Raw genomic sequence first — 21,790 nt, 5'->3', positions numbered from 1 at the left:
GCTAGAACTCCCACTCGACCCGGCTGAACAGATAGCCCTTGCCCCACACGGTCTTGATCTTGCGCGCTTCGCCAGCGCTGTCGTCGAACTTGCGCCGCAGCTTGGAGATCGCCACGTCCACCGAGCGGTCGGTACCGTTGAACTCGATACCGCGCAGTTGCTGGAGGATGCGGTCGCGGCTGAGGACCACGCCGGCATTGCGCGCCAGCACCACCAGCAGGTTGAACTCGCCGCTGGACAACTCCACCGGCTGTTCGCGCCAGAACACGTTGCGCTCGGCCAGGTCGATGCGCAGGCCGCCGACCACGATCAGGTCGCTCTCAAGGCGCGGCTCGTTGATGCAACTGCGGCGCAGCAAGGTGCGTACTCGGGCCAGCAGTACCCGTGGCTCGCAGGGCTTGGTCACGTAGTCGTCGGCGCCCATCTCCAGGCCCAGCACCTGGTCATGGCTGTCGTCGCGGGCGGTCAGCATCAAGATCGGCAGGGCCTGGGACTCGGCGCGCAGCAGGCGGCAAACCTGCAGGCCATCGAGGCCGGGGAGCATCAGGTCGAGGATCACCAGGTCCGGTTTGTTGCGCCGGGCCTCGGCCAGCACGTGGTCGCCACGGGCAATCACGCTGACACAGAAGTCGTTGCGCTGCAGGTAGCTGGCGATCAGTTCGGACAGTGCGCAATCGTCTTCGACCAGGAGGATATTCGGCATGGGTACTTTGACAGGCTGGGAAAGTCAGGCAGGATATAAGACCTCGTGCCCAAGCTGGGTAAAGCTTCACACTTTTTCACACATGGCCTACACAGCTTAACTGTTGCGCTTCGGCCAGCGCCTTAGCATTGGCGGGTCATTTTCGGAAGATCCGCATGTCCAGTACAAGCCCCGCCCGTTTGCGCGCCCTGGTGCCGCTGTTGTTCATCACTGTAGCCCTGAGCGCCTGCGACGACAAATCGCCCGCCGAAGAAAAGGCCCCGCCGAGCGCGGTCAAGGTCGAGACCGTGCGTGTGCAGCCGCTGGCAATCACCACCGAACTCAATGGCCGCATCCTCGCTCCACGCACCGCCGAGGTCCGCGCGCGCGTGGCCGGCGTGGTACTCAAGCGCGTGTACCGTGAAGGCAGCGACGTCAAACAGGGCGATGTGCTGTTTCGCATCGATCCAGCGCCGTTCCAGGCCGATTACGACAGCGCCCGCGCAAGCCTGGCGCGCGCCGAAGCCACGCTGTTCCAGGCACGTTTGCAGGACCAGCGCTATCGCGAGCTGATCGGCATCAATGCCATCAGCCGCCAGGAACATGACAATGCCCGCGCCGCCTTCCTGCAGGCCGACGCCGACGTCGCCGCGGCCAAGGCCGCGCTTGAGCGGGCCAAGCTCAACCTCGGCTATGCCACCGTCACCGCGCCGATCTCCGGGCGCATCGGCCGCGCCCTGGTGACCGAAGGCGCCTTGGTGGGGCAGAACGAAACCACGCCACTGGCGACCATCCAGCAACTGAACCCGATCCACGCCGACGTCACCCAGTCGACCCGCGAACTCAATGCCCTGCGCCGCGCCCTGCGTGCCGGCGAGTTGCAGCAAGTGGGCCAGGACCAGGCCAGCGCTACCCTGATCCAGGACGACGGCACGCCCTACCCGCTGCCGGGCAAGCTGCTGTTCTCGGACATCAGCGTCGACCCGAGCACCGGCCAGATCACCCTGCGCAGCGAGTTCCCCAACCCGGATCTGGACCTGCTGCCGGGCAGCTTCATCCGCGTGCGCCTGGAGCAAGCTGTCAATCAGCAAGGCATCAGCGTGCCGCAACGGGCCATCCTGCGTGACAGCGCCGGCCTGCCGAAGGTGCTGCTGGTGGATGGCGAACAGCGCATCAGCGAACGCTCGGTGGTATTGGGCAGCGTGCAGAACGACCGCTGGATCGTCAGCGAAGGCCTGACCCCCGGTGACCGGGTGGTGATCGAAGGTCTGCAGCACGTCAACCCCGGCGACCAGGTACAGGTCGACAACGCGGGCAAGGACGCCCTCCCCATCGTTCAGTCCAACGGCCAGTGAGGGCCTGATTCATGCCGCAGTTTTTCATTGATCGCCCGGTCTTCGCCTGGGTGGTCGCCTTGTTCATCCTGCTTGCCGGTGCCCTGGCCATCCCGCAACTGCCGGTGGCCCAGTATCCCGATGTGGCACCGCCGCAGGTGGAAATCTATGCCGTGTACCCGGGCGCCTCGGCGCAGACCATCGACGACAGCGTGGTCAGCCTGATCGAGCAAGAGCTCAACGGTGCCGACAACCTGCTCTACTTCAGCTCGCAAAGCAGCCTGGGCAGCGCCACCATCACCGCCACCTTCGAGCCGGGCACCAACCCGGACATGGCCCAGGTCGATGTGCAGAACCGCCTGAAAGTGGTCGAGTCGCGCCTGCCGCGCCCGGTCACCCAGCAAGGCCTGCAGGTAGAGAAAGTCTCCACCGGCTTCCTGCTGATGGTGACCCTGACCGCTATGGACGGCAGCCTCGACGAAGTCACCCTGAGCGACTTTCTCGCCCGTAACGTGATGAACGAGATCCGCCGCCTCAAGGGTGTCGGCAAGGCGCAGTTGTATGGTTCGGAACGGGCCATGCGTATCTGGATCGACCCGGCCAAGCTGATCGGCTTCAACCTCACGCCCGATGACGTCAACAACGCCATCGCCGCGCAGAACGCCCAGGTGGCGCCGGGCAGCATTGGCGACCTGCCGGGTACCGGCACCCAGGAAATCACCGCCAACGTGGTGATCAAGGGCCAGCTCAGTACGGTGCAGGAGTTCAAGGACATCGTCCTGCGCGCCAACCCCGATGGCTCGACCGTGACCCTGGGCGATGTCGCCCGGGTCGAGATCGGCAGCCAGGAGTACCAGTACGGCACCCGCCTCAACGGCAAGCCCACCAGCGCCTTCAGCGTGCAGCTGTCGCCCGGTGCCAACGCCATGGAAACCGCGACCCTGGTGCAAGCCAAGCTCAGCGAGCTGTCGCGCTTCCTGCCACCGGGGGCCAAGTTCGACATCCCCTACGACACCTCGCCGTTCGTCAAGGTGTCGATCCAGCAGGTGATCACCACCCTGCTCGAAGCCATGGCCCTGGTGTTCGCGGTGATGTTCCTGTTCCTGCAGAACATCCGCTATACCCTGATCCCGACCCTGGTGGTGCCGGTGGCGCTGATGGGCACCTTTGCGGTGATGCTCTCGCTGGGCTTCTCGGTCAACGTGCTGACCCTGTTCGGCATGGTGTTGGCCATCGGTATCCTGGTGGACGACGCCATTGTCGTGGTGGAGAACGTCGAGCGGATCATGAGCGAAGAAGGCCTGGCGCCGCGCGAAGCGACGAAAAAGGCCATGAGCCAGATCAGCGGCGCGATTGTCGGCATCACCTTGGTGCTGGTGGCGGTGTTCCTGCCGATGGCCTTCATGAAAGGCTCGGTGGGGGTGATCTACCAGCAGTTCTCGGTGTCGATGGCGGTGTCGATCCTGTTCTCGGCGTTCCTCGCCCTGAGCCTGACCCCGGCCCTGTGCGCGACCCTGCTCAAGCCGATCGCCAAGGGCTCGCACCACGAGAAAACCGGTTTCTTCGGCTGGTTCAACCGCCGTTTCGAGAGCATGACCAATGGCTACCAGCGCTGGGTGATCCAGGCCATCAAGCGCAGCGGCCGCTATTTGCTGGTCTACGTGGTGCTGGTGGCCGGGCTGGTGTACGGCTTCAGCCAGCTGCCCTCCTCGTTCCTGCCCACCGAAGACCAGGGCTACACCATTACCGACATCCAGTTGCCGCCGGGAGCCAGCCGCGCCCGTACCGAGCAGGTGGCGGCGCAGATCGAGGCGCATAACGCCACAGAACCTGGCGTGGGCAACAGCACCCTGATTCTGGGCTTCAGTTTCTCCGGCAACGGCCAGAACGCGGCCCTGGCGTTCACCACGCTCAAGGACTGGTCCGAGCGCGGCAGCGATGACAGCGCGCAGTCGATCGCCGACCGCGCCAACGCCGCGTTCAGTCAGCTCAAGGACGCCATTGCCTATTCGGTGCTGCCACCGCCGGTGGATGGCCTGGGGACCTCCAGCGGTTTCGAGTTCCGCCTGCAGGACCGTGGTGGCCTCGGCCATGCCGGGCTGATGGCGGCGCGCGACCAACTGCTGGCGGCCGCCGAAAAAAGCCCGGTGCTGGTCAACGTGCGCGAAAGTGCCCTGGCCGAAAGCCCGCAGGTACAGCTGGAGGTCGACCGCAAGCAGGCCAATGCCCTGGGCGTGTCGTTTGCCGATATCGGCAACGTGCTCAACACCGCGGTGGGTTCCAACTACGTTAACGACTTCCCCAACCAGGGGCGCATGCAGCGCGTGGTGGTGCAGGCCGAAGGCGACCAGCGCAGCCAGGTCGACGACCTGCTGAAGATCCACGTACGTAACAGCAAAGGCAAGATGGTGCCGCTGTCGGCCTTCGTCCAGGCCAAGTGGATCACCGGCCCCGTGCAACTGACCCGCTACAACGGTTACCCGGCGATTGCCGTATCAGGCGAGCCGGCCCCGGGCCACAGCTCCGGCGAGGCGATGAACGAGATTCAGCGCCTGGTCGATCAGTTGCCTATGGGCATGGGCCTGGAGTGGACCGGTCTGTCGCTGCAGGAGCGCCTGTCCGGCGCCCAGGCACCGATCCTCATGGGCCTGTCGCTGCTGGTGGTGTTCCTGTGCCTGGCGGCGCTGTACGAGAGCTGGTCGATTCCGACCTCGGTACTGCTGGTGGTACCGCTGGGCGTTCTGGGCGCGGTGATTGCGGTGAGCCTGCGCGGCATGCCCAACGACGTGTTCTTCAAGGTCGGCCTGATCACCCTGATCGGCCTGTCGGCGAAGAACGCCATCCTCATCATCGAGTTCGCCAAGAGCCTGGTCGATGAAGGCCACGACCTGGTCGATGCCACCGTACAGGCCGCGCGCCTGCGCTTGCGGCCTATCGTCATGACCTCGCTGGCGTTCATCCTCGGCGTGGTGCCCCTGGCGATTGCCAGCGGTGCCAGCTCGGCCAGCCAGCAGGCAATCGGTACCGGGGTGATCGGCGGCATGCTCAGCGCCACCCTGGCGGTGGTGTTCGTGCCGGTGTTCTTTGTCGTGGTGATGCGCCTGACCGCCAAACGTCGGGCCAAAGCCCAGACGCCTGCGCCAGTAGCCAGCGACAGCTGATCTGGACAGACCGCGGCGTGCATGGGAAGGTGATCGGCTGATATTGCCAGGAACCTCGACCATGCCCGCCGCCCCTCCTCCCTGCTCCATACTCATTCTTGCCGGTGGCCGTGGCCAGCGCATGGGCGGCCAGGACAAAGGCCTGCTCGACTGGCAGGGCCAACCGCTGATCGCCCACATCCACGCCGTGGTGCGACCGCTGAGCGACGACCTGATCATCTCCTGCAACCGCAACCAGGACCGCTACCGGCCCTATGCCGACCAATTGGTGGGTGATGCCGAAGCGGACTTTCCCGGGCCGCTGGCCGGGGTTCTGGCGGGGCTGGCGGTGGCGCGGCACGACTGGATGCTGGTGCTGGCCTGTGACGCGCCGTTGATCGACCAGGCGCTGATCCTCGAGTTGATGACCCTCGCCAATGACCAGCAGCAACCGGCGATGATTCGCCAGGGCGGCTACTGGCAGCCGATGTTCAGCCTGATTCCCTGTTCATTGCGCAATGACTTCCAGCAGGCCTGGGATGCGGGCGACCGAGGTGTGCAGCGCACCTTGCGCCGGCACCCGGTGCGGGCGCTGGAGTGCGCCGAGGGCGACCCGCGCTTGAGCAATTTCAACACCCCGGAGTTTCTGCGCAGTTGATCGGGCGCTCTCGCGGGGCAAGAGGCCGGCCACTTGAGCCGGCTTTTTTGTGCCTTGCGCACCGCCCATCGCCACTCACGCAATGAGATCAATTCGCACAACGCTACCGTTGGTGACGTATCTGCCCTATGTGGCGGTTTTCACATCTCGAAAGTCAGTTATGACTATGGTTTCGCCAGCGAACTCAAGTGTTAATGTACCGAACAGATGGAGCTGTTAATAATCCACGGATTTGCACATCAAAAGGACTTGCGCGTGAAAAATACACTTTACAAGTATTTTAAAAAGCCATTCTTCGGACGCTTTTCAAAACCTTGGCGTTGGCCTGAATCTGTTGATCAAACTCAATGGACGCGATTGAATATCGCGAGTCAATCCGGTGCAAACATCGCTGCTTTGTTGGCGCCCGCCCACACCCCATCTGCCAAAGGCGCCATAGTAATGGTCCACCCCATGGGCACTATCGCCAAGGGTTTCTGGATGAAATATGGGCACGCTGAAATGTTACGTGAGGCTGGCTATCATGTGATGGTGTTCGACTTGAACGGCTTTGGCGAAAGCACGTCCACTACAATGGACTTTCCGCTGGATGTGCTCGCCGCAGGACAAGCGCTGGAAAAACACTATCCTGACTTGCCCATTGCGGTGTTTGGATCATCCATGGGCGCGGCAATGTCAGTGTGCGCCATGGCACAGCCATCGCATCCCTTCAAAGCAGCGATTCTCGAGTCCGCGTTCCCGACACTCTTGCACTTCTGGTCGCGCTACCCGATCCCCAAACTTGGCATACAACTGTCCAAACTGATATATCCCGCTGGCGAACTGAGACTACGCCCCACAAAAGCGGCGCAACACCTGGTCGGCAACCCCACAGCCCTGCTGATCTACAGCGATGCTGATGAGTTCACCCCAGTCAAAGATGGCAAGCTGTTGTGGGAAGCGCTGGATAAAAAAACCAAAACGTTCTTTTGGCAAGCCCCCAATGGCGCGCACACTCACGCGTTTGCAGCAAACCCTGATGAATACAAAAAAAGAGTAGTCGACTTCCTCGACACCTATTTGCCCCGCCATTAACTCGAAAACTTCTCAACCCCTCATTTTTCGGGAAATACCACCATGAGCTTTTTTCACGCCATTAATGCCGCGTGCTCTAGCCATTCGCCTGTCGTAAATATTCCAGAGCAGTGGGGACAAGGCAGGGCAACGTTCGGCGGCTTGGTTGTAGCAGCACTGTATTCAAAAATCGCTCCTGAAATCACTAAACATCGAGAAATCAGGTCACTGCTGGCTTCCTTTGTCGCCCCCGTGGCGCCGGGCGAGTTGCACGTGGCTGTCGAAGTATTGCGCGAAGGCAAGGGCGCCATGCAATTGCAAGTAACGGGTTCGCAAAACAATCAGGTATGCACCACCGTGCTGGCGAGCTTCGGTTTTGATCGTGAATCCACAGTGGACATAAAGGGCAATCCGCCTCCGACCTTCAAGGGTCCCGACGAGGTTCAAGAGTTCCCCTTCATTCGCGGCCTGACGCCTGACTTCACCCAGTTTTTTGATTACCGGTATACCTTGGGTGGTTTGCCGTTCATGGGCAAAGGGCAACGCGACATGGGCGGTTGGATAAAATTACGTGAAGAAAAGCAGGAACCTATCTCAGTAGCCGCCCTATTAGCCCTTTTAGATGCCTGGCCGCCGGCGGTGTTCAGTTTGTTCAAAAAACCGGTATCCGGAAGTTCTTTGACCTGGGCCATCAGCTTTGTCAACACACCCGTTGATTGTGGTCCCAACGATTGGTGGCAATATCAAGCCGACATCCAGACCTCGGCAAATGGCTACAGCCATATCGACGCCAGGCTATGGGATAAAAACAAGAACCTGACGGTAATCAGCAGGCAAACCGTCAGCATTTTTGAATAAAAGCATCACCCAGAACAGACATCCTTTTACAATACCTCAAGCAATGGATGCGACAGATGGTAGCTCACGTTTTTAAAAAGGTAAAAATCAAGTCCACGCCATTTTCCAAAGACGTCAGAGAACTTCAGAAAAAATGGAATACCTACCAACCCTCAAAAGCTGAAATACAAAAGATGTTTCAGCAGGACATCCTGATTCTAGCGGCGTTGTATATCGCCGCTCTTGTCACCGGCCTGTATGCAAAAGAAAATGACTTTGCCGCGCTGTCAACCCTGCCGGCCATATCCATACTCATTGCCTACTCGGCCTTTCTGATCAGGCTTGCGTTCAAGGCGCATAACTTCGACCACGCCAGAGCCGACAACGCTCTGCTGTTCTTCAAGGGCGTGGACTTTCTGGTAGGGGCGTCCAGCTTCATTTGGCAAAGCCAGCATTTTGCGACGCACCACCGCTACCCCAACACCTTTTACAACGGCGATAACCTTGACTCGTCCAACCGAAAAGTGTTTCTCACCGAGCGCTCCTACGACCAGCGACCTCAGGCAAAACAAGCAGGGAAAATCGCCTCCCTCATCTCGCTGGTGCTGGCCACGCTCTTCTATAAGCAGTTAATGTTTTTCGTGTTTGCCGTGGCGTTTTTCAAAGGCAACTACATGCCGCATTCGCCACAAAAGGACAAAAGCACTAAAGACTACGTGTTCTACATAACATCAAAACTCTTCCTGATCGGCATATATTACGTTATCCCCTATGCACTGTTCGGCCTTTACGGAATACTCGGTTATTTCATCGTTTCGGCAATCTGGAGCGCGGTGTTCTTCCTGTCGTTTGAAAGCAACCACCACGGCATGCTGTCGAAAGCCATCTACATCAACACCGAGCAGGACATAGAAATCGACTTCGCCAAGCTGCAACTGTACGTCACCTTGAACGTTGGCACCGACAATACATTCTACTCCTGGTTGATTTACAACTTTAACTACCACATCGAGCATCACCTGTTCCCGTCGGTCGATGTCGAGAACTACCCGAAGCTGTCAGAAGAACTCAAGCGCCTGATCAATGAAAAATACCCTGCGCTCACGTATCAGGAACTGACCTGCACCGAGGCCTTTTGCAGCGTGATCAAACAATACCTGACCAAGCCCAGCTCCCGTAGTGTATTGATTAACGACGAAAACCTGCACAACAATATTTTGGTATAACGCGTCATCACTACGCTTTCCAGGAGTTGCAACAATGCTAGAGAAGATTCTGTTTGCATTCTACGTTACGACATCGCCGATACTCTTCCTGATCAGATTCACAAAAAACAAGACGCTCGCCATCGTCTACCGGGTCATGGTCAAAATCAAGCTGGTGCCGGTGTTGTTGATCCTGTACTCGACCAACGTGATGCTGAGTTATATCGCCTGGAAAATCACTGAAATCAAAATGATTTTCCCGCGGCTATTCGGCCATAAAAACTACAACAAAGACTATGTGGAGATGCACAATAAAAAAATTCTCGGGACCGACTATCACCTGGCTTACATATCGGACCGACTGCCCGCCGAGCTTGTTTACAAGTGGCGAAAGGACAAGGTTTACCACAACTACATCTCCAGCATCATCCGGGCCAACCTGGACTATGTAAACGTCGTCCTCGATGAGTTTCAGGCGCCCACGCCGATCAGCGATGACGAGTTGAAGAATTTCATTTTTTCGTCGCAAGCGTCCCACTACCTACAGCAGCAGGACGGCTACCTGACATTTGACATGTCCTCGTTTCATAACGAACAGGTACTGCCCAACATCAGTTTCGATGTAAGACGCTTCTGGATCTCAGACAACCTGAACGTCGACACCATGGAAATTGAAATGTTTGACGGTGCCCGCATCAAGCAGGGTTCGCGCGACTGGGATCTGGCCAAGATTTACTTCCTGTCCAATACCATGGTCTTCTTTATCATGGGCGCGCACTTGCATCATCATCTGTTTTTCGCAGAGATGGGGGCCGTGTCATTATTCAATCGACTTAAAAAAGGCAGTAACCTCTATAAGCTACTGAGCCCGCACACGGCTTACACGCTGATGCTTAACGACCAATTCAAAAACAGCCCGCTTTCCCTGCGGGAAACACCGGGGATTTTCGACAAATTCCTGTACTCGTGCATTGGCTACTATTCGCCTGACACTTTTTATAAAGTCGGGTATGAAAACGCTTTGAACATGTACGGGAAAAGAGACACCCTTGACGAATCCTTGACCAAGCAGCACCGGATTCGTTTCGACGTGCCGTTCAACCGGTATGTCACGGGTTCCACAACGCTCAACCAACAACTGAACGCCCACTACAACACCGTCAGGGAATTTGTTTCAGCCATCTATGATGATCTTCTGCTCGATGAGGGAATCCATGATGTAAACACCTGGGTGTCCGACGTCTGCCACTACGTGGAAATCCCCGTAGAAAAGGACGCGTCGTTTAACATTGACGTCATCGCAACGTATATCTGGTACGTTTCATTCGTTCACTCCATGGAGCATTACCAGTTCTATAAACTGATGAAGCACTACTGCTTATTGACACGCACGTCCTTCGCCAAAGCCGCAGCGACTCGCCAGGCGGGTGGAGAGGTCTTCAGCCAGTACGATTTGTGGAAATCAAAACACATCGTCTTGACGTTCGGAAAAAACCACCTGAACAAAGGCATTTGTGAGTCATATGCTGACATTGACTACCATTTCAACAGTGACCTTCTGAGAGCCCAGCAGGACAAGTTCAAACTGAAAGTACAAACTGAACTCGTCGATTTCAAGGTCCCTGCAGAAGCCATTGCTTTGTCCATTCGCTACTAGGGCGTGTAGGCGTCACTCAGGCAGGCCTGAAATACCCTCTACTTTGCGTCGCTTGAGCCCACTCCCATCGCTGGGAGCGGGCTTGCCCGACGACGCGAGACTAGCGCAACCGCGCCCTGATCCGGTGACACACATCCAGCACCTGCTCCACCTCACCCTCGCCCAGGTCGATCTTGCACGCCATGTTGCTAAACACCTGGGCCGCTTCTGCCTTGAGTTCACGGCCTTTGTCGGTCAGCAGCAGGTTACGCCGGCGGCGGTCATTGGGGTCCAGGTAAACCGTGATGAAACCGTTGTCGGCCAGGCGCTTGACGATGGGCGTCAGGGTGCCAAGGTCGAACAGGGTCAGCTCGCTCAGGGCACTGATCGAGACATCGTCCTGGCCCCATAAGCCGGCCATTACCAGCAGTTGCGGGTAGGTCACGCCGCGTTTCTTCAGCGGTTCGGCGTAGTCGCGCACCATGGCGTTGGCCGTCGAGTACAGTGAAAAGCACAGCATCCGGTCGAAATCGAAGGTTGGGTCAAGCATAGGCACCTCCGCGCACGCGACTCAATTCATGCACCGCATCGACCAGGGTTGCCACCGCCTCTGGCGAGGTCGCCGGCGAGATCCCCTGGCCGAGGTTGAACACATGGCCAAAGCCCGCCGCCGCCGGCCCGAAAGCCTGCAGGGTGCGCTGCACTTCACGGCGGATGCAGGCGTCATCGCCGAGCAACACGCCTGGGTCGAGGTTACCCTGCAAGGCCACGCTGCTGCCCACCAATTGTCGGGCCATGCCCAGGTCGCAGGTCCAGTCCAGGCTCAGGGCATCGGCACCGCTGTCGGCGACCTCTGCCAGCCAGGGGCTGGCGCCTTTGCTATAGAGGATCGACGGCACCCGCTGACCGTGGTGAGTCTTGTGCAGGCGCGCCAACACCTCGCGCATGTAGAACAGCGAAAAGCGCTGGTAGGCGCCGTCTGCCAGCGCGCCGCCCCAGGTATCAAAAATCATCACTGCCTGGGCGCCGGACTCGATCTGCGCATTGAGGCTGGCCGCCACCGCTTGGCTGGTGACCTGAAGAATGCGCTGGAGCAGCTCCGGGCGCCGATAGAGCATCTTCTTGATCAGCTGGCAATCACCCGGAGGGCCGCCTTCGACCATGTAGCAAGCCAGGGTCCAGGGGCTGCCGGCAAGGCCGATCAACGCCACCTTGGGGTCCAGCGCACGGCGGCTCTGGGCGACGGTCTGGTATAGGTATTCCAGCGCTTCGGGCTCAGGCACGCGCAGGCGCTTGATGGCCTGCTCGTCACGCAGTGGGTGGCGAAAGCGCGGGCCTTCGCCGTGGCCGAAATACAGGCCCAGGCCCATGGCATCGGGCACGCAGAGGATGTCGGAGAACACCATCGCCGCATCCAGGTTGAAACGGCGCAAAGGTTGCAAGGTGGCTTCGCTGGCGTAATCCGGGGTTTTCGCCAGGCTCAGCAACGATCCGGCGCGAGCCCGCAGCTCACGGTACTCAGGCAGATAGCGCCCGGCCTGGCGCATCAGCCAGACCGGTGTGTGCACTGTCGGCTGACGCAGCAAGGCCTTGATTAGGGTTGTAGTGTGCAAGGACAGGTAACTCGTACTGGATTCGCGAGAATCGTTGGAAAGACCGCCTATCAGTGGCGGTTGGGCACAGCTTGGGCAATCTCGCGGCGCAAGGCCTCGATGGTAGCGCGGTAATCGCTCTGGGCGAAAATCGCCGTGCCAGCAACGAACATATCGGCCCCGGCGCCAGCCACCTGGCCGATGGTTTCAAGGTTGACGCCGCCATCCACCTCCAGACGGATCGCCCGGCCACTGTCATCGATCAGCTTGCGCGCTGCGGCAATCTTGGGCAATACCGAGGGGATGAACTTCTGCCCGCCAAAGCCCGGGTTGACCGACATCAACAGGATCAGGTCGAGCTTGTCGAGCACGTATTGCGCGGCATCGAGGGTGCTGGCCGGGTTGAACACCAGGCCCGCCTTGCACCCCAGGTCCTTGATCAGTTGCAGCGAGCGGTCCAGGTGCAGGGTGGCCTCGGGGTGGATCGAGATGTAGTCGGCGCCGGCCTCGGCGAAAGCCTGGATCATCGAATCCACCGGGGTGACCATCAGGTGCACATCGATCGGCGCGGTGATCCCGTGGCTGCGCAGGGCCTTGCAGAACTGCGGGCCCATGGTCAGGTTGGGCACATAGTGGTTATCCATCACATCGATATGGATGACATCGGCACCGGCGGCCAGTACCTGCTCGGCTTCAGCGCCGAGGCGGGCAAAATCGGCCGCCAGAATCGAGGGTGCAATCCAGAACTCTTTCACAGGTGTACTCCATTACTCATTGACTAATCGTTGCCGCGGCCCTGATTCACGCTGAAGCAGCGCGGCGTTGATCTGCCCGATCAAGGCCGTGCTCGGTTCCTCCAGGTGAAAATGGTGGCCGCCATCATGCCAGTGCACCTGGGTGGCCCAGGGCAAGGCGTTTTTTCTTTTCTCGAACTGAGCGCCGGCAAACAGCCCCTGGCGCCCAAGCAGCAGGTGCAGCGGGCAACTGATCTGGCGCAGGAAGTCGCAAGCCTGGCGCTCGGTCAGTTGCATGGCTTCCGGCAGCACCAGACGCGGGTCATGGCGCCAGCGGTAACCGTCGCCAACGCTGAGCAGGTCGCGCATGGCCAGCAGCCGCGCGCCCTCGGCGCAGAGGCTGGCGTCAATGCTGTTGCGCCGCTCGTGGATGGCCGCTTCAAGGCTGTCGAACTGTGCCGATTGCGCCGCCGAAAAGCCATGCAAGCGGGTACGCAAAGCCAGGCGCAACAAACGCTGGGATTTTTTCAGGTGCTCGACGGTGTCTTCTTCGGCGATGGTAAAGGGTGCGCCCATGCCGTCGATGAACACCATGCTGTCGATCGACTTGTTCATCGCCGCCAGAATCGACGCGACACCGGTACCCATGGAATGGCCCAACACGCAAAAGCGCTTCCAGCCCAAGCTCTCGACCAGCGCGTTCATGTCATCGGCGTGTTCCCACAGGTAATAGCCGCTGTCACCCCGGCGGTGCTCGGAGCGCCCGTGGCCGGCCAGGTCCGGGGCCACCACGAAGCACTCCTTGAGCAACGGGGCGATGCGCTCGAAGGATGCCGCGTTGTCCAGCCAACCATGGATGGCAAGCACCGGGTGGCCGCGCTCATTGCCCCAGATACGCAAGGCGAAATGGTTGCCGTTGACGTCCAGCGATTGATCGCGACCTCTGTTACCCAGACTCATATCCGCACATCCTGTATGACTGAATCACCCATTAAAAAGCGCCACTCAACCGGCCACGGCCAGTTGTGCATTGCGCGCCGTCTGTTGCAGTTGCTGCAGGTCGAACTTGCCGTTGGCGGTGCGTGGCAGATTGCCCTCGATACTGATCGACAGCGGCACCTTGTGGGATTCAAGGCCGTGCCGGCAGCGTTCGAGCAACTGCTCGACACTCAGGCTCACACCTTGGCCCAAGGTGACGAACGCCCACAGCCCCTCGCCGACCGAAGCATGTTCGATACCGACCACCGCCGCGGCTTCGACGCCGTCGATGGCATAGAGGAAGCTCTCGACCTCGCTGGGGCTGACTTTCATACCGCGCGATTTGATCACGTGGTCCATGCGCCCCTGGAAGTACAGGTAACCGTCCTGGTCGAGGCTGCAGTAGTCACCGGTGTACAGCACGCTTTCCCCCGGGTAGGGGCCGGGCTTGAGTTTCTGCGCCGTGGCCTGGGGGTTGCGCCAGTAACCGGCCATCACCGTGGCGCCGCGAATCACCAATTGACCGACCTGATGCGGCTGATCGATCCGCCGGCCTTCGTCATCCACCAGCCACAGCTCAGTGTTGGGAATGGCGATACCGACACTGCCCGGCTTGTCGTCTATATCCTCCGGCGGCAAGTAGGTGCAGCGCTTGCACTCGGTCAGGCCGTACATGGAAAAGATCTGCGCCTGGGGGAACAGGCTTTTCATCTGGGCGATGTGGGTCGGTTTGAGGGCCGCACCGGTGTTGGTCACCATGCGCACCTGAGCAAAGGTCGCCTCGCGCTTGTGCGCATATTCGTGCAGGAGCATGAGCATGGTCGGCACGAACGGAATGACCGTGACCTGGTATTGGCGAATCTTCTTGATCAGGAAGATCGGCCAGGTGAATTCCTTTTCCAGTACCAGCGTGGCGCCGGCGCTAAGGGCCATGATCATCTGGTACAGGCCGTAGTCAAACGACAGCGGCAGCGAGCACAGCACGTTGTCGTTGGCCTGGTAACCCAGGTAGGTATGCAGTGAATTGAGCGCCGCCAGCATATTGCGGTGGGTGAGCATCACGCCCTTGGGCGCGCCGGTGGAGCCGGAGGTATAGATGATCGCCGCCAGGTCCAGGTCGAGGTTGCCGCACGGCAAAGGTACGCCGGCGCCCTGCCCCAGCAGGCTTTCCAGGGTGTGGGTGTCGGACGAATCGGCTTCGCCGTCGAGCAGCACGATGGCCTTGAGGTAACCCAGCTCGGCGGTACCGGCCGGAAGGCTGGCGAATTTCTCCGAGGTGGTGATCAGCACCGAGGCCTCGGCATCGCGGATGATGTAGTCGAGGCTGTCGGCCGGGGCTTCCAGGCCGACGTTGACCATCACCCCGCCGGCACGCAGTACGCCCCAGAACGCGCAGACGGTCTCGACCCGGTTGCCCAGGCACACCACCACCCGTTCCTGGCGCTGCAGGCCATTGACCTGCAGGCCCGCAGCCAGGCGACCGCTGGCTTCATCGAGCTGGGCATAGGTATAGGTTTCATCGGCATAAATGATCGCCGCTTTGTCCGGATGCAGACCGTTGGGCCGGTCCAGCACCTGCTGCAAAAGGACGTCAGACGCCTTCATGCTGCACCTCGAAACGCGCCCGGCGCACGGCCGCAGGTTGCCGGTGGGCGTCGATGTAGCCAGCCAGGGTCGCTACGGTATTGAAGTGGCCCGGGGCGATGGTGTCGGGGTTGACGAAGAAACCTTCGATGTCGTCTTCGAGATTGACCAGCAGTTCCATGGACGTCAGCGAGTCCAGGCCCAGGTCGTCGCGCAGGTGCGAATCGGCGCTGATCACGGTGTTTTCCGGCAGTTTGAGCACCACCCGCAGAATTTCGCTGAGCTGGCGCTGGGTCGCAGCCTGGGCAATGGGCGTCGGCTCGCTGCTGACCGGTGCGGCGTCGAGCATGTCCGCCAGCGGCACGTCGGCGTGGCTGTCGCGGATATCCAAGGCCGTTTGCCGGGCACGGGCGAGGAACAACTGACCGTTGCTGACAATCACTTCGGCCGGGTGGCCATGGCTGTGAAACAGGGTTGGCGAAGCGGACGGGCCATAAGCGCCGGAGGCCGTGACGGCGAGGATATCGCCCTCGTGCAGGGTTTCGATCTGCAGGTCGCGGGCCAGCAAGTCGTCGGGGCTACAGAGCGGCCCGGAGATATGGTACTCGCCCAGCGGTGCGCCGGTGCTGCCGGTGGCATGGACGATGCGGAAGTTGCGCTTGAGCACCTGGCCACTGCCGGCAGCGGCGCCGTGGCAGTTGGTGCCGCCATCGGTAACGGCAAAGGTCTTGCCGTGGTTTTCCTTGATGTTGTCGACCGTTACCAGCAACGCACCACACTTGCCGGCGATAAAGCGCCCGGACTCGACGATGATGCGGGTCTGAGGAAACTGCTGGTTGAACGCTTCGAACAGCGGCGCCAACAGCAGCTTGAGCTGGCGGGTGTCGAGCTCGTTCTCGTTCTCGTAGTACTTGATACCCAGGCCGCCACCGACATCGACCATGGTCATGTCCAGGTTGTAGCGCCGGGTCAGGCTGCGGAACAGGCCGAGGATGTACTTGGCGTTGTCGTACACCGACTGGGCGTCGAGGATCTTGGTGCCGTTGTAGACATGGATGCCCTTGATCTGCAGATTCGGCAGCGCGGCATAGTCGCCAAAATTGGCCACTGCGGTGTCTTCTTCGATACCGAAGTGGGTCGGCCGCCCGCCCATCTTCCACGGCGAGCCGGAGGCGGAGAAATTCGGGTTGATGCGGATCGCCACCGGCGCCACGCAGTTCAGCTCGCCAGCCAGGGCCGAGAGCTTGCGCAACTCGGTCTCGGACTCGACGACGATGGCAAACACCCCGACCTCCAGGGCGCGCCGATGTTCTTCGGGCTTTTTGTAAGGACCGAGGAAAATGATGTCCTGGGGATCGACCCCGGCCTTGAGGGCAATTTCCAGCTCGCCCAGCGAGCAGACTTCGGTGTTGCCGCCGTAGGAGCGGATCAGTTTCACCAGGGACAGGTTCGGGTTGACCTTCAACGCATAGAAGATATCCACGCAGTCCGGCAATGCATCGCGCAACTCGTTGAAACTGTTGCGTAGCACGGCTTCATCGTAGAGGTAGGTCGGTGTCCCGAACGTCGCTTTTGCCTGTAGGACCAGTTCCTTGGAAAGCTTCATCTGTTGCTCCCTTCGTTCTTATAGTGTGCCACCGCTGCGCGCGTACCCCGTCCCGGCTTGAGAGCACCGTCACGGGGGGCGTATAGCGGGATGGCGTCAAGGTTGGTTGCGCACCACTGCCGGGTTCGTGCTATCGCCCGGCATAAAACTTTGCGCGCAAAGTTTGTGAAATTCTGCGGCCGCATTTACGGTGATGTCAAGATAATTCCACGGGGTTTTGTGTGCGACACAGCGACACGCTTTTGCCGGCACGATCAATGCAGAACAGAGGTAATTCACCACACCTTGCCCATAACAGGTGCTGTATCAGCCAATGAATACGGGGGTTTAATCTGATCCGGTGTTAACGCCTGTTTCTGAGTCTGTTTTGTATGCCGTCAGCTTCCTAGAGTCTGCGCCTGTGCCCCTGCCCCACGGCAGGGCGAGCCATACAGGAACTGTGGAAACTAGCCATGAGCACACATCAACAGGCGCAGGCCTATAACTACAAGGTGGTCCGGCAATTCGTCATCATGACGGTGGTCTGGGGTATCGTCGGCATGGCCATGGGCGTGTGGATCGCCTCGCAATTGGTCTGGCCCGAGCTTAACCTCGACCTGCCGTGGACCTCGTTCGGCCGCCTGCGCCCCTTGCACACCAGCCTGGTGATCTTCGGCTTCGCCGGTAGTGCGCAATTTGCCGCCAGCTATTACGCCGTGCAGCGCACCTGCCAGGTGCGGCTGTTCAGCGACAAGCTCGCCGCTTTCACCTTCTGGGGCTGGCAGGCGACCATCGTGATCATGCTGGTCAGCCTGCCCCTGGGCCTGACCACCACCAAGGAGTACGCCGAGATCGAATTCACCGGCGCGGTGTGGATGGCCATCGTCTGGGTGGCCTACGGCATCGTCTTCTTCGCCACCCTGATGCGCCGCAAGGCCAAGCATATCTACGTCGGCAACTGGTTTTTCGGCGCATTCATCGTGGTGATTGCCATGCTGCATGTGGTCAACCACCTGTCGATTCCGGTGAGCTGGTTCAAGTCGTATCCGGTGTATGCCGGAGCCACCGACGCCATGGTCCAGTGGTGGTACGGCCACAACGCCGTGGGCTTCTTCCTGACCACAGGTTTCCTCGGCATGATGTATTACTTCGTGCCCAAGCAGGTTGGCCGGCCGGTGTACTCCTATCGCCTGTCGATCGTGCACTTCTGGGCACTGATCACCCTGTACATCTGGGCCGGCCCCCACCACCTGCACTACACCGCACTGCCCGACTGGGCGCAGTCGCTGGGCATGGCCATGTCGCTGATCCTCCTGGCGCCAAGCTGGGGCGGCATGATCAACGGCATGATGACCCTCTCCGGCGCCTGGCATAAGCTGCGCAGCGACCCGATCCTGCGCTTTCTGGTGCTGTCGCTGGCGTTCTATGGCATGTCGACCTTCGAAGGCCCGATGATGGCGATCAAGACCGTCAACGCCCTCTCCCACTACACCGACTGGACCATCGGCCACGTACATGCGGGTGCCCTGGGCTGGGTGGCGATGATCACCTTCGGCTCGCTGTACCACATGATCCCGAAAGTGTTTGGCCGCGAGCAGATGTACAGCGTCGGCATGATCAACCTGCATTTCTGGCTGGCGACCATCGGCACCGTGCTGTACATCGCCTCGATGTGGGTCAACGGCATTGCCCAGGGCCTGATGTGGCGCGCCACCAACGACGACGGCACCCTCACCTACTCGTTCGTCGAGGCGCTGGTGGCGAGCCATCCGGGCTTTATCGTGCGTTTTGTCGGTGGCGTGTGCTTCCTGAGCGGCATGTTGCTGATGGCCTACAACACCTGGCGCACCGTGCGCGTGGCCGATGAAAAACTGGCGCTGAACAACGCCAGCCTGGCCTAGGAGGCACGGACATGGATGACTGGCTGTATGCGCTGTACTGCCTGAGCGGCGTACTGTTCTTCTATCTGGTCACCAGCGCCTGCCTGCAGCGCCACAGCGGCGAAGTGGACGATCAGGCCAGCCTGATCCCCTTCGCCGACGACCCGGCGGTTGCCCGGCGGGTCGAAGCGGCCACCGGCAAGCCGGTGCCGGCAGTAGCGCCGGATGCGGCACTGAAGGCCTGATCAATTCAACCGTGTGGGAGCGGACTTGACCCGCGATGCAGGCAACAGCATCGCGGGTCAAGTCGGATCGCCGCACCGCCCACAGGTGGCACGGCTCAATCAGTTCAGCTACCGACCATTTCCCGCCCATCCTCGAAGAACGCCTTGCGCCCATCCACCTGGCTCGATGCCCGTGGCAGGTTGGCAGCCTCTGTCGTCGGTTTCTCGACATACCAATAGCAATGCTTCGCCGCCCGGGTAATGGCGACGTAGGCCAGGCGCAGCACCTCATCCTTCTGCGCATTGTCGAATGCCTGGGCATCGCCGCTGCGGCCCAGACCTGCCTGGCGATACACCTGGTTCTTGTACGGCGAGTGCGTCAGGTGCTGACAGTCGCCAAGCATGAACACCGCATCAGCCTGCAAACCCTTGGCGCTGTGATAGGTCAACTGGCGCAAGCGGCGCTGTGCTACCGGCAACCCGGCCTCGTGGTTGACCAGTGACTGCAAATGCTCGGCAACCGCCGCCTTATCGCTGCTCTTGCGGTACAGCAGCATCACCGACTCGCCGTTGCGGTAGTGCTCCAGCAACGTCTCGGCAAGGCTCGCCTCGTCACGTTCGAGCACCTTGACCGGCAGCGGCGTTTCGGCCGCTGGGCCACAGGCCCTGGCCTTCTTGCCGCTGATGGCCGGCGCCGTTTTCACGATGTGCTCGGCCGCATCGATGATGTGCTGGTGGCTGCGGTAGTTGTCGGCCAGCATCACCCGCGTACTGCTCGGCGCCACAAACTCCTTGGCGAACTCCATGAAGTACTTGGGCGAACTGCCGCGCCAGCCGTAGATCGACTGCCAGTCGTCGCCCACGCACAGCAACGACGAATGCTGCGCCACCCGCCCGACCTGCATGGACGGGCCGCGGCGGCGAATCTCGCGCAGGCAGGCACGCAACCAGGAGACGATCTGCGGCGAGACGTCCTGGAACTCGTCGATCATCAGATGCGCCAGCGGACGCAGCAACGGGTCGGGCAGCAGTTGCAGGTTTTCCGGGTTGTTTTCGCCGAACAGGGCGAACATGCGGTTGTAGCTCATGATCGGTGGCGACTGGGCCAGCAGGTGCGCTTCCAGGGCTTTCCAGTACAGGGCCAGGGCTTGGAAGAACAGCGCGTCGTTGTCGCCAGCCGGAAAGCTCATGCCCCCCACGGCCTTGTTGACCTCAAGCCCGAGGTTCTCGATAAAGCCCGCAGCGCCGACAAACGCATCGAGCAACGGAGCGGCGGCGAGCTCACCCTTGACCTTGTAATCAAAGCCGGGCCCTGCCACGGCATCACCGGCCAGGGACGAAGTCAGGCGCTTGGCTGCGGCATAGTTTTCCAGCCAAATCACAGGCTTATCGCAGAAAGCTTGAAACAGGGTGCGCTTGATGACCCACTCCGCCCACACCGGTAACTTGGCCCCGGGGCGCTTGTACTGCTGGTTTTCCTTGGGGTCGAAACCGAGCACCACGTAAGCGTCCAGCTCAGCGATATGGCCATGGAAGTGGAAGCGGCTGCCGTTGATCTCGACTGTTTCGCGGCTCGGCTCGATGCCTTTGATCGGCCAGGCACCGGCGGCAAACCACAGGTCTTCAATCGTGTCGCACAGCTCTTCGTCGCGGCTGGCAGACAGCTGGGTTACCGCCACGCGCTTTTGCACGTCAGGGTGATCGCGGTCCAGCGCCTTGAGTTGCAGCGCTTCGCGACGCAGGCCGGCAATCAGCTCGGCAAAGCGCGGGCTGCTGCCCAGCAGGTCGCGGTAACAGAGGTTGAGCTGCTGGCGCTGGGCATCGTTGATGCGCAGGTCGAACGGGTTGCTGTCGGCGCTGGCTTCGCTGCCTCCGGGCATTTCGCTGCCCAGGGTCTCGAATGCGCGCACCTGGCTGAAGCCCGGCAGGCTGCGCACCAGCGGCAGGATGCGCGAGTGAAAAGTGCGCACCAGCTCACGGGCCTGCACCTGGTTGAGATCAAGCTGCCACAGGGCAAACACCTGCAGCAGGCGGTTGATGAAGTCCTTGCGCGACTCGCGGGTGAAGGTCACCACGGTCATGGCGTCCAGCTCATAACCCAGGTAATGGCGCAGCAGCAGGATGCGCAGCACCAGCGAAGTGGATTTGCCGGCGCCGGCACCGGCAATCACGCAGGTGGACGGCGTGTCGCTGAAGATCATCTTCCACTGCGCCGCGCTGGGCTGGGCATGGGCCGCCAGGCGCTGGGCGACGTCAGCCTTGAAGCGCTTTTTCAGCTCGGCCGTTAGCGGCAGGCGCCAGTCATCGAACAGGGCATCGTCGAGCCCCGGCACCCCGTGGCCGTCGGGGCGGGTATCGCGGATCACCAGGACCTGGCGCCCGGCCTCGTAGCCGTCGATCCGCCCTTCTTCGTAGCCTTCGCGCAGGCCGTCAGCATGACCGGTACGTTGACCATTGGCATGGCCCTGGAACCAGGAGTCGCGATGCTGCGCCTGCAAGCGGCTCAGACCGCGCCCGAGCAGGCGCGCAGCGAGGCGACGCAGCCACGGCAACTGCGCAGGCGCAATCAACTCCAGGGGTAGCTTGGGACGCTCTTCAGACACACCGACTCCAACAGAATAAAAACCAGCGGCCATGTTCGCTCCATCGGGCAAAAATCACCAGCCGA

17 protein-coding genes are annotated in these 21,790 nt (G+C 60.6%); 9 read left to right on the top strand and 8 right to left on the bottom strand.

The features are described from left to right. Window position 1: 1 nt before the first annotated feature. Window positions 2-703, bottom strand: a complete 702-nt coding sequence (locus tag F8N82_RS09360; protein ID WP_038994994.1) for a response regulator transcription factor — start codon at window positions 701-703, stop codon at window positions 2-4. Window positions 704-858: 155 nt separating this feature from the next. On the opposite strand from F8N82_RS09360, the gene F8N82_RS09355 reads away from it, so the two are divergent. From F8N82_RS09355 to F8N82_RS09325, 7 genes are all read left to right on the top strand, one after another. Further along, window positions 859-2,037, top strand: coding sequence for an efflux RND transporter periplasmic adaptor subunit (locus F8N82_RS09355; RefSeq protein WP_038994991.1), 1,179 nt, complete (start codon window positions 859-861; stop codon window positions 2,035-2,037). An 11-nt stretch (window positions 2,038-2,048) separates the two neighbouring features. Next, on the top strand, window positions 2,049-5,177 hold the full coding sequence (locus F8N82_RS09350) for an efflux RND transporter permease subunit (RefSeq protein WP_038994989.1): 3,129 nt from the start codon (window positions 2,049-2,051) through the stop codon (window positions 5,175-5,177). Window positions 5,178-5,238: 61 nt separating this feature from the next. Continuing rightward, window positions 5,239-5,814 carry a molybdenum cofactor guanylyltransferase MobA gene (gene mobA / locus F8N82_RS09345; RefSeq protein ID WP_038994987.1) on the top strand — a complete coding sequence of 192 codons (576 nt, stop codon included), beginning with the start codon at window positions 5,239-5,241 and terminating at the stop codon, window positions 5,812-5,814. Between the two features lie 255 nt (window positions 5,815-6,069). Further along, the gene (locus tag F8N82_RS09340) at window positions 6,070-6,888 is read left to right on the top strand and encodes an alpha/beta hydrolase family protein (protein ID WP_038999324.1); all 819 of its coding nucleotides are present in this window, start codon (window positions 6,070-6,072) and stop codon (window positions 6,886-6,888) included. 42 nt (window positions 6,889-6,930) lie between these two features. Next, window positions 6,931-7,725: an acyl-CoA thioesterase gene (locus F8N82_RS09335; RefSeq protein ID WP_038994986.1), complete on the top strand. Its 795-nt coding sequence runs from the start codon at window positions 6,931-6,933 to the stop codon at window positions 7,723-7,725. A 56-nt stretch (window positions 7,726-7,781) separates the two neighbouring features. Continuing rightward, window positions 7,782-8,930: a fatty acid desaturase family protein gene (locus F8N82_RS09330; protein ID WP_157771855.1), complete on the top strand. Its 1,149-nt coding sequence runs from the start codon at window positions 7,782-7,784 to the stop codon at window positions 8,928-8,930. 34 nt (window positions 8,931-8,964) lie between these two features. Continuing rightward, a complete protein-coding gene (locus F8N82_RS09325; RefSeq protein ID WP_038994983.1) occupies window positions 8,965-10,566 on the top strand; it encodes a hypothetical protein in 1,602 nt (533 codons plus the stop codon). A 100-nt stretch (window positions 10,567-10,666) separates the two neighbouring features. Here F8N82_RS09325 and F8N82_RS09320 read toward each other — a convergent pair whose 3' ends face one another. Genes F8N82_RS09320 through F8N82_RS09295 form a run of 6 tightly spaced genes read right to left on the bottom strand, consistent with a single transcriptional unit; the run spans window position 10,667 to window position 17,039 of the window. After that, window positions 10,667-11,095 carry a MarR family winged helix-turn-helix transcriptional regulator gene (locus tag F8N82_RS09320; RefSeq protein ID WP_038994982.1) on the bottom strand — a complete coding sequence of 143 codons (429 nt, stop codon included), beginning with the start codon at window positions 11,093-11,095 and terminating at the stop codon, window positions 10,667-10,669. After that, window positions 11,088-12,164 carry a uroporphyrinogen decarboxylase gene (hemE, locus tag F8N82_RS09315; protein WP_038994981.1) on the bottom strand — a complete coding sequence of 359 codons (1,077 nt, stop codon included), beginning with the start codon at window positions 12,162-12,164 and terminating at the stop codon, window positions 11,088-11,090. Before hemE ends, F8N82_RS09320 begins: the two co-directional genes overlap by 8 nt. A 44-nt stretch (window positions 12,165-12,208) precedes the next feature. Then, a complete protein-coding gene (rpe, locus tag F8N82_RS09310) occupies window positions 12,209-12,892 on the bottom strand; it encodes a ribulose-phosphate 3-epimerase (RefSeq protein WP_038994980.1) in 684 nt (227 codons plus the stop codon). Between the two features lie 12 nt (window positions 12,893-12,904). Beyond that, a complete protein-coding gene (locus tag F8N82_RS09305) occupies window positions 12,905-13,831 on the bottom strand; it encodes an alpha/beta fold hydrolase (protein WP_038994979.1) in 927 nt (308 codons plus the stop codon). A 45-nt stretch (window positions 13,832-13,876) separates the two neighbouring features. After that, on the bottom strand, window positions 13,877-15,454 hold the full coding sequence (locus F8N82_RS09300; RefSeq protein ID WP_052251449.1) for a class I adenylate-forming enzyme family protein: 1,578 nt from the start codon (window positions 15,452-15,454) through the stop codon (window positions 13,877-13,879). Beyond that, window positions 15,441-17,039, bottom strand: a complete 1,599-nt coding sequence (locus tag F8N82_RS09295) for a phosphopantetheine-binding protein (RefSeq protein WP_038994978.1) — start codon at window positions 17,037-17,039, stop codon at window positions 15,441-15,443. The genes F8N82_RS09300 and F8N82_RS09295 overlap by 14 nt, the downstream gene beginning before the upstream one ends. Window positions 17,040-17,491: 452 nt before the next feature. On the opposite strand from F8N82_RS09295, the gene ccoN reads away from it, so the two are divergent. Both ccoN and F8N82_RS09285 read left to right on the top strand, forming a co-directional pair. Further along, window positions 17,492-18,919 carry a cytochrome-c oxidase, cbb3-type subunit I gene (ccoN, locus tag F8N82_RS09290; RefSeq protein ID WP_038994977.1) on the top strand — a complete coding sequence of 476 codons (1,428 nt, stop codon included), beginning with the start codon at window positions 17,492-17,494 and terminating at the stop codon, window positions 18,917-18,919. Window positions 18,920-18,930: 11 nt separating this feature from the next. Further along, window positions 18,931-19,143 (top strand): hypothetical protein, encoded by a 213-nt coding sequence (locus F8N82_RS09285; RefSeq protein ID WP_038994976.1) that lies wholly within the window; start codon window positions 18,931-18,933, stop codon window positions 19,141-19,143. Between the two features lie 104 nt (window positions 19,144-19,247). Here F8N82_RS09285 and F8N82_RS09280 read toward each other — a convergent pair whose 3' ends face one another. Beyond that, window positions 19,248-21,758 carry a UvrD-helicase domain-containing protein gene (locus F8N82_RS09280; RefSeq protein WP_038994975.1) on the bottom strand — a complete coding sequence of 837 codons (2,511 nt, stop codon included), beginning with the start codon at window positions 21,756-21,758 and terminating at the stop codon, window positions 19,248-19,250. Window positions 21,759-21,790 lie beyond the last annotated feature (32 nt).

Source organism: Pseudomonas fluorescens (assembly GCF_902497775.2).
In the GTDB taxonomy this organism is placed as follows: Bacteria; Pseudomonadota; Gammaproteobacteria; order Pseudomonadales; family Pseudomonadaceae; genus Aquipseudomonas; species Aquipseudomonas putida_F.
Note: the sequence above shows the minus strand (reverse complement) of the source record. Positions and strands in the feature narration are given on the sequence as shown.

What these genes read in the sequence shown, in the direction of transcription:
- F8N82_RS09360 (WP_038994994.1), bottom strand. Translation starts at nt 703, where the DNA reads ATGCCGAATATCCTCCTGGTCGAAGACGATTGCGCACTGTCCGAACTG.
- F8N82_RS09355 (WP_038994991.1), top strand. Translation starts at nt 859, where the DNA reads ATGTCCAGTACAAGCCCCGCCCGTTTGCGCGCCCTGGTGCCGCTGTTG.
- F8N82_RS09350 (WP_038994989.1), top strand. Translation starts at nt 2,049, where the DNA reads ATGCCGCAGTTTTTCATTGATCGCCCGGTCTTCGCCTGGGTGGTCGCC.
- mobA (WP_038994987.1), top strand. Translation starts at nt 5,239, where the DNA reads ATGCCCGCCGCCCCTCCTCCCTGCTCCATACTCATTCTTGCCGGTGGC.
- F8N82_RS09335 (WP_038994986.1), top strand. Translation starts at nt 6,931, where the DNA reads ATGAGCTTTTTTCACGCCATTAATGCCGCGTGCTCTAGCCATTCGCCT.
- F8N82_RS09330 (WP_157771855.1), top strand. Translation starts at nt 7,782, where the DNA reads ATGGTAGCTCACGTTTTTAAAAAGGTAAAAATCAAGTCCACGCCATTT.
- F8N82_RS09325 (WP_038994983.1), top strand. Translation starts at nt 8,965, where the DNA reads ATGCTAGAGAAGATTCTGTTTGCATTCTACGTTACGACATCGCCGATA.
- F8N82_RS09320 (WP_038994982.1), bottom strand. Translation starts at nt 11,095, where the DNA reads ATGCTTGACCCAACCTTCGATTTCGACCGGATGCTGTGCTTTTCACTG.
- F8N82_RS09305 (WP_038994979.1), bottom strand. Translation starts at nt 13,831, where the DNA reads ATGAGTCTGGGTAACAGAGGTCGCGATCAATCGCTGGACGTCAACGGC.
- F8N82_RS09300 (WP_052251449.1), bottom strand. Translation starts at nt 15,454, where the DNA reads ATGAAGGCGTCTGACGTCCTTTTGCAGCAGGTGCTGGACCGGCCCAAC.
- F8N82_RS09295 (WP_038994978.1), bottom strand. Translation starts at nt 17,039, where the DNA reads ATGAAGCTTTCCAAGGAACTGGTCCTACAGGCAAAAGCGACGTTCGGG.
- ccoN (WP_038994977.1), top strand. Translation starts at nt 17,492, where the DNA reads ATGAGCACACATCAACAGGCGCAGGCCTATAACTACAAGGTGGTCCGG.
- F8N82_RS09285 (WP_038994976.1), top strand. Translation starts at nt 18,931, where the DNA reads ATGGATGACTGGCTGTATGCGCTGTACTGCCTGAGCGGCGTACTGTTC.
- F8N82_RS09280 (WP_038994975.1), bottom strand. Translation starts at nt 21,758, where the DNA reads ATGGCCGCTGGTTTTTATTCTGTTGGAGTCGGTGTGTCTGAAGAGCGT.